The following is an 11050-nucleotide window of genomic DNA, read 5'->3' on the forward strand; positions in this document are numbered from 1 at the left end:
CGTCGTCTCATTCTCCGGATCGTCCGTCCCCGTTCACTGCGTCGAGGACGCCGGGAAGCGCCCGGAGGAACGCCTCCACCTCGTCGTCGCCGAGGTTCAGCGGCGGCATCAGCCGTACGACGTTCGGGGCGGGCGCGTTCACCAGGAGACCGGCGTCCTGAGCCGCCTGCTGCGCCGGTTGCGCCAGCGGCTCGGTGAGCACGATACCCAGGAGCAGACCCGAGCCCCGGACCTGCCCGACGAGTGGGTGGCCCAGCGACTCGATTCCCTCCCGCAGCCTCTCCCCCTGGCGCTTCACATGCTCCAGCAGTCCCTCGGCCGCGATGGTGTCGAGGACGGCGAGGCCGGCCGCGCATGCGACGGGGTTGCCGCCGAAGGTCGTGCCGTGCTGTCCGGGCTGGAGCAGTCCGGCGGCCCGGCCGAAGGCGACGGTGGCACCGAGCGGCAGCCCGCCGCCGAGGCCCTTGGCGAGCGTGACCACGTCCGGCAGGACACCCTCGTGGGCCTGGTACTCGAACCAGTGCCCGGTACGACCGACACCCGTCTGCACCTCGTCGAGGACGAGCAGCGCCCCGGTGGCGGCGGTGATCGCACGGGCCGCCTTCAGATATCCGGCGGGCGGGACGACGACACCGTTCTCGCCCTGGATCGGCTCGATGATCACAAGGGCGGTGTCCTCGGTGACCGCGGCGGCCAGGGCCTGGGCGTCGCCGTACGGGACGTGCGTGACGTCACCGGGCAGCGGCAGGAACGGTGCCTGCTTGCCGGGCTGGCCGGTGAGCGCGAGGGCGCCCATGGTGCGGCCGTGGAAGCCGCCGTCGGTGGCGACCATGTGGGTGCGCCCGGTCAGCCGGCCGATCTTGAAGGCTCCCTCGTTGGCCTCGGCGCCGGAGTTGCAGAAGAAGACCTTGCCGTCCCGGCCGAAGAGATGCAGCAGGCGCTCGGCGAGGACGACGGGCGGTTCGGCGATGAACAGGTTCGAGACGTGGCCGAGCGAGGCGATCTGCCGGCTGACGGCCTCGACGACCGCGGGGTGGGCGTGGCCGAGCGCGTTCACGGCGATGCCGCCGACGAAGTCAAGGTACTCCCTGCCGTCGGCGTCCCACAGTCTCGCGCCCTCGCCGCGGACGAGGGGGAGCCGCGGCGTGCCGTAGTTGTTCATGAGCGCACCCTGCCACCGCTGGGTAAGCTCCTGGTTGGCCGTCGTTCCCGTCATGCGTCGTCCCCCTCGTGCTCGTCGGGCAGCACCATCGTGCCGATGCCCTCGTCGGTGAAGATCTCCAGCAGGATCGAGTGCTGAACTCGACCGTCGATGACGCGGGCGGTGTTGACGCCGTTGCGTACGGCGTACAGGCAGCCCTCCATCTTCGGCACCATGCCGGAGGACAGTTCCGGCAGCAGCTTCTCCAGCTGGGACGCGGTGAGGCGGCTGATCACCTCGTCGCTGTGGGGCCAGTCCTCGTAGAGACCCTCGACGTCCGTGAGGACCATGAGGGTTTCGGCGCCCAGTGCCGCAGCGAGTGCCGAAGCCGCCGTATCAGCATTGACGTTGTAGACATGTCCGTCGTCCTGACTCCTGGCGATCGACGAGACGACCGGGATGCGGCCGTCGGCGAGCAGCGCCTCGATCGCGCCCGTGTCGATCGCGGTGATCTCGCCCACCCGCCCGATGTCGACCAACTCGCCGTCGATCCGGGGATGGTGCTTGGTGGCGGTGATGGTGTGCGCGTCCTCGCCGGTCAGTCCGACGGCGAGCGGGCCGTGCTGGTTGAGCAGCCCGACCAGCTCGCGTTGCACCTGCCCGGCCAGCACCATGCGCACGACGTCCATGGCCTCCTCGGTGGTGACACGCAGACCCGCCTTGAACTCGCTGACGATGCCGTGCCTGTCGAGTGCGGCGCTGATCTGCGGGCCGCCGCCGTGCACGACGACCGGCCTGAGGCCGGCGTGCCTCAGGAAGACGACGTCCTGGGCGAAGGCGGCCTTCAGCTCCTCGTTCACCATGGCGTTGCCGCCGAACTTGATGACGATCGTCTTGCCGTGGTGCCGGGTCAGCCAGGGCAGAGCCTCGATGAGGATCTGAGCCTTGGGCAGCGCGGTGTGCTTACGGGTCGTTCCGTTGCTCATGAGGAGTAGGCGCTGTTCTCGTGGACGTAGTCGGCGGTGAGGTCGTTGGTCCAGATGGTGGCGGTCTCGGAGCCCGCGGCGAGGTCGGCGACGATGTGCACCTCGCGATAACGCATGTCGACGAGCGCGCGGTCCTCGCCCAGGGAGCCGTTCTTGCAGACCCAGACGCCGTTGATGGCCACGTTGAGCTGGTCGGGCTCGAAAGCGGCCCGTGTGGTGCCGATCGCCGACAGGACGCGGCCCCAGTTGGGGTCCTCGCCGTGGATCGCGCACTTGAGGAGGTTGTTGCGGGCGATGGAGCGGCCCACCTCGACGGCGTCGTCCTCGCTCGCCGCGTTGATCACCTCAACCTTGATGTCCTTGCTGGCGCCCTCGGCGTCGCCGATGAGCTGCCGGCCGAGGTCGGCGCAGACCTCCCGCACGGCCTCGGCGAATTCCTCGTGCTCCGGGGCGACGCCGGACGCCCCGGAGGCGAGCAGCAGCACGGTGTCGTTGGTGGACATGCAGCCGTCGGAATCGAGGCGGTCGAAGGTGACCTCGGTGGCGGCACGCAGGGCCCTGTCCAGCGTCTCCGTCTCGACGTCGGCGTCCGTGGTCACCACGACGAGCATGGTGGCCAGGCCCGGCGCGAGCATGCCCGCCCCCTTGGCCATGCCGCCGACGGTCCAGCCGTCCCCGGTCACCACGGAGGTCTTGTGGACGGTGTCGGTGGTCTTGATGGCGATGGCGGCCTTCTCGCCGCCGTGCTCGGACAGCTGGGCTGCGGCCTTCTCGACGCCCGGCAGGAGCTTGTCCATCGGGAGCGGGACGCCGATGAGTCCGGTGGAGCAGACGGCGACCTCGATGGCACCCCGGCCGAGGACGTCCGCGACCTTCTCGGCCGTGGCATGCGCGTCCTGGAAGCCCCTGGGCCCCGTGCAGGCGTTGGCGCCGCCGGAGTTGAGGACGACCGCGGAGACCTGGCCGGCCTTGAGGACCTGCTCCGACCACAGCACCGGCGCGGCCTTCACGCGGTTGGACGTGACGACCCCCGCGGCGGCGCGGCGGGGCCCGTTGTTGACCACGAGGGCCAGGTCCGGGTTGCCGCTCGCCTTGATGCCTGCGGCGATGCCTGAGGCGGTGAACCCCTTGGCAGCGGTGACGCTCACGGTGCGACTCCGATCGTGGAAAGCCCGGTGGTCTCGTCGAGTCCGAGGGCGATGTTCATGCTCTGGACGGCACCGCCCGCGGTGCCCTTGGTCAGGTTGTCGATGGCGCTGATCGCGATGATGCGGTGCACGGCGGCGTCGTATGCGACCTGCAGCTGAACGGCGTTGGAACCGTAGACGGACGCGGTGGCGGGCCACTGCCCCTCCGGCAGGAGGTGGACGAAGGGCTCGTCGGCGAAAGCCTTCTCGTAGGCGGCACGGACGGACTCGGCGGTGACGCCCGGCCCGGCCTTGGCGCTGCAGGTGGCCAGGATGCCGCGCTGCATCGGGGCGAGGGTCGGCGTGAAGGAGACGGAGACGGCCGCGCCTGCGGCCGCGCCGAGGTTCTGCATGATCTCGGGGGTGTGCCGGTGCACGCCACCGACGCCGTACGGCGACATCGACCCCATGACCTCGCTGCCGAGCAGATGCGGCTTGGGCGACTTGCCGGCTCCGGAGGTGCCGGAGGCGGCGACGATCACGGCCTCGGTCTCGGCGAGTCCCGCGGCATAGGCCGGGAAGAGCGCGAGCGAGGCGGCGGTCGGGTAGCATCCGGGCACCGCGATGCGCTTGGACCCCTCCAGCGCCGCGCGGGCACCCGGCAGTTCGGGGAGGCCGTAGGGCCACGTCCCGGCGTGCGGAGTCCCGTAGAACCTCTCCCAGTCGGCCGCGTCCTTCAGCCGGAAGTCGGCGCCCATGTCGATCACGAGCACGTCCGGCCCGAGTTGTTCGGCGACGGCGGCCGACTGCCCGTGGGGCAGCGCGAGGAAGACGACGTCGTGCCCGGCGAGCACGGCAGGGCTGGTCTCCTCGAGGATGCGATCGGCGAGGGGCAGCAGATGAGGCTGCAGCGCGCCGAGGCGCTGCCCGGCGTTGGAGTTCCCGGTCAGGGCGCCGATCTCGACCTCGGGATGCGCCAGAAGCAGACGCAGCAGCTCCCCACCCGCGTAGCCGCTCGCTCCGGCCACCGCCGCACGTACCGTCATGGAACCCTCCTCCTGGATAGCATGACTATACGTTGTCATGCACGTTTATGCAATACGCGGGGAGGGCATCCCCGGTGTCGCGCCACGGGGGCGGCCCGAGCCTGCGGGAAACGCGGAGGTCACCGGGGCGCGGCCGCGGTCGGAGACAGTGACAGCAATGCCCGCCACACGGCCGCCCCCCGGAACGGACCCCGGGTTCAGGAAAACAGATCCGGCCTTGACGGAAAACGGAGCTCTGCCGAGAAACAGGGCAACAAGCGAAGAACACGGGACAAAGGCCTTGGCAGATCGCGATGCCGACGGCACCCATGGCGGCGATTTCGGTGAGACCGTGGTCGAACCGGAACAGCCCCGTCCGCCGGGGGTCCGGGCGCCGCTGAGTCGCGCGGCGCCCGAGAGGTCCGGCGCCCACAGACGGACCTCGCCGCCCGCCGGGCAGTCGGCCGTGATCGTCGGCCTCTGCACGGTGTGCCCGGTGGGAAGGGCACCGAGGCGGGGACCCCACCGCTCGGCGGGGTCCCGTTACGGAATGGGACAAGGACATGACTCACACATGGATTCCGGGTAAATGGACCCGGCCGCGAGGGGCGCGGTTCACCGTGCCTTGCGCGCCGCGTACGCCCGTGCCGCCCGTACCCGGTTGCCGCACTTCGTCGTGCACCAGCGCCGCGCTCCGTGCGAGCGCAGGAACCAGCGGGCGCAGCCCTGCGCGGCACACTCGGTGAGCTGGTCGGCCTCGGAGCCGGTGAGCAGGTCGGTGGCGTCCTCCGCCAGCACGGACAGCGCGGCGGCCGCCGGGTTGCCGACGTCCGCCTCGACGGAGCGGTGCGGGCCCTCGGGGGTCCAGGCCAGCCGGGGGGTGGAGGGCGCCGCAGCCAGGGCGGAGTTCAGGGTCGCCAGGTCCTCGGCCGAGGGGACCACGTGAATCCCGTGGGCCCGGAACAACGCCCGCAGTGCCTCGCGCAGGCCCAGCAGCCGCCCGAACTGCCTGCCGTTCAGCACAACCCGGTCGGGCAGCAGCTCGTGCCGTACGAGCCACAGGTGCGCGGCCTCCGCGTCGTCGAGCAGGTCGACGGGACCGTGGCTGACGGTGAAACGCGTGTTGACCAGCGCCAGGGAGGCATAGCGATCCTCACCGGGGACCGGGAGCTGGTGCAGGTAGACGGGGGTGTCGTGATCCACGCTCTCATGCTAATCCTTGCGATTCTCCGTGAGGAGACCTAGCGTTCCTCACGGAGAATCGAAACAGAACCCGTGAGAGGTGAGAGACCGTGACGTTCGACGTGGACGCGCTGCGCAAGGACTTCCCGATCCTGGAACGGACGGTCGAGGGCGGCGCCCGTCTCGTCTACCTGGACTCCGGCGCCACCACTCAAAAGCCGCTCCAGGTACTCGACGCCGAACGGGACTTCTACCTCCGGCACAACGCCGCCGTGCACCGCGGTGCCCACCAGCTGGCCGAAGAGGCGACAGAGGCGTACGAGGGCGCCCGGCAGACCGTCGCCCGGTTCATCGGTGCCGCCGACGACGAGGTGGTCTTCACCAAGAACACGACCGAGAGCCTCAATCTCGTCGCGTACGCCCTGGGCAACGACCGGCGTCTCGGACCCGGCGACCGGATCGTGGTGACGGAGATGGAGCACCACGCCAACCTGGTGCCCTGGCAGCAGCTCGCCGAGCGCACCGGGGCGACGCTGGACTGGTTCGGCCTCACCGACGACGGCCGTCTCGACCTCACCAGGGTCGACGAACTCGTGGACGAGCGCACCAAGGTGCTCGCCGTCACCCACCAGTCCAACGTTCTCGGCACGATCAACCCCGTACGCGCCCTCGCCGACCGGGCCCACGCGTTCGGCGCGCTCGTCGTGGCCGACGGTGCCCAGTCGGTGCCCCACCGCCCGGTCGACGTGGGCGAACTGGGCGCCGACTTCCTCGCCTTCTCCGGGCACAAGATGCTGGGCCCGAGCGGCGTCGGCGTGCTGTGGGGCCGGCGCGAACTTCTCGCCGATCTCCCGCCCTTTCTCACCGGCGGTTCGATGATCGAGATCGTCGAGATGGATCGCACCGCCTTCCTGCCGCCGCCTCAGCGCTTCGAGGCGGGTGTACCGATGACGGCCCAGGCGGTCGGACTCGCGGCGGCGGTGGACTACCTGGAGGCACTGGGCATGGACGCGGTGGCGGCACACGAGGACCGGCTGACCGCCCGCGCCCTGGAACTGCTCGGCGAGCTCCCCGGCGTACACATCGTCGGTCCGCGCGACCTCACCGACCGAGGGTCGGCCGTGTCCTTCACCGTCGACGGCATCCACCCGCACGACGTCGGCCAGGTCCTGGACGAACGGGGCGTCGCGGTCCGTGTGGGTCACCACTGCGCCCGCCCGATCGTCCGCCGCTACGGAATCCCGGCGACGACCCGGGCGACCTTCTACGTGTACAACACGCCGGACGAGGTGGATGCCTTGGTGGAGGGCGTCCGCGCAGCTCAGGCCTACTTCGGAGGGTGATCGGCGAGAGCGCTTGACCTGGAGCGCGCTCCAGGTTCTGCGGTCTTGTCCATGGCCGGCCAAGAGCCCCTCCCGTCCGATCGGGAGCCGACCCTGACCATCGCCCAGGTCGGGTCCACAGGAGAGTGACCACCGTGCCGGGCGCGGTGGTCTCAGACGTAGGGTCGAGCGCATGGTGGATCGTGAGTTCTGGCCCGTGACGGACCTGCTGACCCATCTCGCCGGGCGATGGCGCGTGGAGCGCACGGTGCGGGACCTCGCGACCGGCGGGGGAGGCCGCTTCAGCGGGACGACCGTGTTCTCGCCTCCGGAGGACGGCGGTGACGGGCTGCTGCACCACGAGTCCGGCACGTTCGTCTGGCAGGGCACCCCCCGTCCGGCCGAGCGGACGCTGTGGTTCCTGCCGGGGGCGTCCGCGGCCACCTCCGACGTGCGGTTCGCCGACGGCCGCCCGTTCCACGACCTCGATCTCGCAAGTGGCCGCCATGTCACCGAGCATCCGTGCGCTGCGGACCTCTATCGGGGCGAGTTCACGGTTCGTGACGCAGACCACTGGCGGACGGTCTGGCGGGTCGGCGGGCCCGCGAAGGCCCTCGTCCTGACCACGGACTACACGCGCGAGCACCTTCCGTCAGACGCGTTCCTGTGACGCGGCCTCCAGACGGAGGTTCCAGCGTCCGTTGCGGCCGGCGAGCGTGACTGTCGACAGGGGGCGCACGTCGATGTTCCAGTACGCCGACGGCTGTGCCCTCAACGCGTAGACCAGCGCCGCCCTGACCACCGACGGCTCAGTCACGGCGACGATACGACTGCCGTCCTCGACCGGACGCGTCTCCAGCCAGCCGCCCACCCGGGAGATGAAGGACATCAGCGGCTCTCCGCCGTGCGGCGCCGAGCGGGGGTCGGCGAGCCAGGCGTCCACCGCCGCGGGCTCCCGGGCCATCGCCTCGCCCAGCGTGAGCCCGCGCCAGCGGCCCATGTGGCAGTCCCTCAGGGCCGGCTGCACCAGTGGTGCGTACCCGAGCGCGTCCCCGGTCGCCCGGCTCCGGGGGGTCGGCGAGCAGTAGCGCAGCTCGGCCGTCGCCAGCGGCACCAGGTTCCGGGCGGCACGCTGCACCTCGTCCCAGCCGGCCTGGTCCAGTGGCCGGTCGTCCTCGAAGCGCTCTGCGAGCAGCGAGGAGCTGCGCGCCGCGGCGACGAATGTGACCCGAAGATGCATGCCGCGATCGTGTGCCGATCAAGTGCGCAGGTCAAGGGGCGTTACTCAGGAGTGACCAAAGGTATCGGCGCCTTGACGCATGACCTGCCCCGACTCGTCGAGCCAGAGCACCCTCCACCGGCCAAATCCCTCGAGCGGCTCGAAACCGTGCTGGGCGGAGACGCCGTGCGCGTCGTGACGAACGCGCCGGCCACGCCGCGGGCGGCCTACTGGCCCGGGCCATGCCCGGCCGGCAGGTCATCGGATGGGCGCTGGTGCTGTGCCTGCCGTTCACCCTGCCCGGTGCGCTCGTCGCCCTGTCGTACGAACCGGCCCACCTCAACCTCCACGGCCTGCCGGAGCTGCTGTGGGTGGCGGCCGGTTCGCAGTTCCCGGGCTCGTGGTCCGGTATCCGGGCATGGCCGCGATCGGCATACCGAAGGCCAGCCAGTTGCAGCCGGCGCAGCCGCTGCACACACTGGTGTCGTCGGTACTGCTCCTCGGCGAGCATCTCACTCCGGCCGCGCGGCTCACGGCCGCCGCGGTGCTGGTCTGTATCGCGGTCGCCCAGCGGGCGCGGAGCTGACCGGAGCGGGGTGCACGGACAGGGTCGGCCGGCGCAACCCGGCCGTACACTCACGGCCACGGACCGATACTCCCGCACGTGACGAGGAGGCCCATCAGATGCGCGCAACTGTGGGCGACAAGCTGGTGCAGCACGGCAGGATCGTCGGGCAGCACGACAAGATCGGTGAGATCGTCGAAGTGATGGGGACCAACGGCAACCCGCCGTACCGCGTCCGCTTCCAGGACGGGCACGAAGGTGTGTGCTCACCTGGCCCCGACACCGAGATCCGCCACAGGGAAATGGAACAGCCGATCGGCCAGTAGAGCGGGCGGGGAGTCAGTGCGCTGGCTCCGCTGGCCGCCCGAAGTGGTCGGCGGCCACTGTCGTCATCGCTCCGATCGGATCCGCCGCCACTTCCTTGGCGGCGAAGAAGACGTGCCCGCCCACCTGCGGGTACCGCTTGGCCAGGGTGAGGTGCCGGGAGAGTTCCGCCGGGTCCTGCCAGGCGGCCGGCTGTGCCGGGTCACCGGCCTTGTACAGCGCCTCACCCACGTACAGCCCTACGGACGTACCCTGGGTGACCCCTGCCCACCAGCGCACGAGTTCCGCGTAGTCGGCGGGCGGGTAGCCGATGTTCCAGTAGAGCTGTGGGCAGATGTAGTCGAGCCAGCCGGATCGCACCCATTTCCTCGTGTCCGCGTACAGGTCGTCGAACGTCTGCACACCTGCCCGGGTGGCCGAACCGCGAGAGTCGGTCGCGGCATTGCGCCACACCCCGAAGGGGCTGACCCCGAAACTGGCGGCGGGCCGGATCTGCCGGACACGGGCGGAGGTCTCGCGCACCAGAAGGTCGATGTTGTTCCGGCGCCAGGCGGCCCTGCTCACAAAGCCCCCGCCGTACGCCGCGTACGCCGCGTCGTCGTGGAAGACCTGGCCCGCGACGGGATAGGGGTAGAAGTAGTCGTCGAAGTGGACGCCGTCGACCGGGTAGCGGCGTACGGCGTCGAGGACCGCGTCCTCGACGAAGGCGCGGACCTCGGGCAGTCCGGGGTTGTAATAGAGGTGCCCACCGTGAGCCACGGCCCATTCGGGATGCCTGCGCGCGGGGTGCGAGGCGGCGAGCCGTGACAGGTCGGTGTGGGTGGCGATGCGGTAGGGGTTGAACCAGGCGTGCAGCTGAAGTCCGCGCGCATGCGCCTCCTCGACGGCCGTGCCCAGCGGGTCCCAGCCGGGATCCTTGCCCTGGGTTCCGGTGAGGTACCAGGACCAGGGCTCGTACGGCGAGGGCCACAGCGCGTCGGCCGTGGGACGGACCTGGAAAAAGACGGTGTTCAGCCCGTGCCGTACCGCAGAGTCCAGGCGGTCGCGCAGCTGGGCCCGCTGGACGGACGCCGACAGTCCGGCGCGGGCGGGCCAGTCACGGTTGAACATGGTCGCGAGCCACATCCCGCGCAACTCGACGCTCGATCTCCGGCGCCGGGGGGCGGCCGCGGCCCCCGGGGTGAGGGCCGACAGCGACAGCGCTGCCGCCATGAACGCCCGCCGTGACAACCGCCCCATCTGCACACCCTCGCACTCTGCGGATCCGAACCCTCACGGATCGCCTTCGCGGCACAGCATGCACCCACCCGGACGATCGATCATCGATACTTGAGAGTAACGTGCACGAATGGAGCAGGCGACCGGTACCCGAACGGACCTGCCACAGCCGTAGATCAGCGAAAGGGACGATGTGACCGACATCGAACGCGTCGGAGTGGTGGGCTGCGGCCAGATGGGAGCGGGGATCGCCGAGGTGTGCGCCCGCGCCGGCCTGGACGTGATGGTCGCCGAGACCACCGGCGAGGCCCTGGAGATCGGGCGGACCCGTCTGTTCACCTCTCTGTCCAAGGCGGCCGAGCGCGGCAAGATCTCCGAGGAGGAGCGGGAGGCGACGCAGGCGCGCCTCACCTTCACCACCGACCTCGGCGAGTTCGCGGACCGCAACCTGGTGATCGAGGCGGTCGTCGAGAACGAGCAGGTGAAGACGGAGATCTTCCGGGTGCTCGACCAGGTGGTGACCCGCCCGGACGCCATTCTCGCCTCCAACACCTCCTCGATCCCGCTGGTGAAGCTCGCGGTCGCCACCTCGCGTCCCGACCAGGTGGTCGGCATCCACTTCTTCAACCCGGCACCGGTGCAGAAGCTGGTCGAGCTGATCCCGGCGCTCACCACCTCCGAGGGCACCCTCGGCCGGGCCCAGCTGTTCGCCGAGAAGGTCCTCGGCAAGCACGCGATCCGCGCTCAGGACCGCTCCGGCTTCGTCGTCAACGCGCTGCTCGTGCCCTATCTGCTCTCCGCCATCCGCATGTTCGAGTCGGGCATCGCGGGCCGCGAGGACATCGACAACGGCATGGAGATGGGCTGCGCCCACCCGATGGGCCCGCTGAAGCTCGCCGATCTGATCGGCCTGGACACGATCGTCTCGATCGCCAACTCGA

The 11050-nt window shown here is 70.4% G+C and carries 11 protein-coding genes and 1 pseudogene; 5 read left to right on the plus strand and 7 right to left on the minus strand.

The window, feature by feature from the left end; genetic code table 11:
• Window positions 1-7: 7 nt before the first annotated feature.
• The 5 genes from VXC91_RS26735 to VXC91_RS26755 form a co-directional block, all read right to left on the minus strand.
• On the minus strand, window positions 8-1216 hold the full coding sequence (locus VXC91_RS26735; protein WP_329509889.1) for an acetylornithine transaminase: 1209 nt from the start codon (window positions 1214-1216) through the stop codon (window positions 8-10).
• Window positions 1213-2127, minus strand: coding sequence for an acetylglutamate kinase (argB, locus tag VXC91_RS26740; RefSeq protein ID WP_329509890.1), 915 nt, complete (start codon window positions 2125-2127; stop codon window positions 1213-1215). Before argB ends, VXC91_RS26735 begins: the two co-directional genes overlap by 4 nt.
• Window positions 2124-3275, minus strand: a complete 1152-nt coding sequence (gene argJ, locus VXC91_RS26745; protein ID WP_329509891.1) for a bifunctional glutamate N-acetyltransferase/amino-acid acetyltransferase ArgJ — start codon at window positions 3273-3275, stop codon at window positions 2124-2126. Before argJ ends, argB begins: the two co-directional genes overlap by 4 nt.
• On the minus strand, window positions 3272-4300 hold the full coding sequence (argC, locus tag VXC91_RS26750) for an N-acetyl-gamma-glutamyl-phosphate reductase (RefSeq protein ID WP_329509892.1): 1029 nt from the start codon (window positions 4298-4300) through the stop codon (window positions 3272-3274). Before argC ends, argJ begins: the two co-directional genes overlap by 4 nt.
• Before the next feature lie 594 nt (window positions 4301-4894).
• A complete protein-coding gene (locus tag VXC91_RS26755; protein ID WP_329509893.1) occupies window positions 4895-5482 on the minus strand; it encodes an ABATE domain-containing protein in 588 nt (195 codons plus the stop codon).
• Between the two features lie 89 nt (window positions 5483-5571).
• On the opposite strand from VXC91_RS26755, the gene VXC91_RS26760 reads away from it, so the two are divergent.
• Together VXC91_RS26760 and VXC91_RS26765 are read left to right on the plus strand one after the other, a co-directional pair.
• Window positions 5572-6804 (plus strand): cysteine desulfurase, encoded by a 1233-nt coding sequence (locus VXC91_RS26760; RefSeq protein WP_329509894.1) that lies wholly within the window; start codon window positions 5572-5574, stop codon window positions 6802-6804.
• 172 nt (window positions 6805-6976) lie between these two features.
• Window positions 6977-7453: a DUF6314 family protein gene (locus VXC91_RS26765; protein ID WP_329509895.1), complete on the plus strand. Its 477-nt coding sequence runs from the start codon at window positions 6977-6979 to the stop codon at window positions 7451-7453.
• On the opposite strand, the gene VXC91_RS26770 is transcribed toward VXC91_RS26765, so the two are convergent.
• Window positions 7436-8023: a histidine phosphatase family protein gene (locus VXC91_RS26770; protein ID WP_329509896.1), complete on the minus strand. Its 588-nt coding sequence runs from the start codon at window positions 8021-8023 to the stop codon at window positions 7436-7438. The genes VXC91_RS26765 and VXC91_RS26770 overlap by 18 nt on opposite strands.
• A gap of 185 nt (window positions 8024-8208) precedes the next feature.
• Here VXC91_RS26770 and VXC91_RS26775 point away from each other — a divergent pair.
• Both VXC91_RS26775 and VXC91_RS26780 read left to right on the plus strand, forming a co-directional pair.
• Window positions 8209-8588, plus strand: a pseudogene (locus VXC91_RS26775) (EamA family transporter); the annotation flags it as partial.
• 98 nt (window positions 8589-8686) lie between these two features.
• Window positions 8687-8893, plus strand: coding sequence for a DUF1918 domain-containing protein (locus VXC91_RS26780; protein WP_329509897.1), 207 nt, complete (start codon window positions 8687-8689; stop codon window positions 8891-8893).
• A gap of 13 nt (window positions 8894-8906) precedes the next feature.
• Here the strand turns inward: VXC91_RS26780 and VXC91_RS26785 are convergent, their stop codons facing one another.
• Entirely contained in the window at window positions 8907-10130 is a 1224-nt protein-coding gene (locus VXC91_RS26785) for a glycoside hydrolase family 10 protein (protein ID WP_329509898.1), read from the minus strand.
• Window positions 10131-10302: 172 nt separating this feature from the next.
• On the opposite strand from VXC91_RS26785, the gene VXC91_RS26790 reads away from it, so the two are divergent.
• Window positions 10303-11050: 3-hydroxybutyryl-CoA dehydrogenase (locus VXC91_RS26790; RefSeq protein WP_329509899.1), on the plus strand; the 748-nt coding region annotated here is incomplete at its 3' end.

The sequence above is a fragment of the Streptomyces chiangmaiensis genome, assembly GCF_036281785.1.
Lineage (GTDB): Bacteria > Actinomycetota > Actinomycetes > Streptomycetales > Streptomycetaceae > Streptomyces > Streptomyces chiangmaiensis.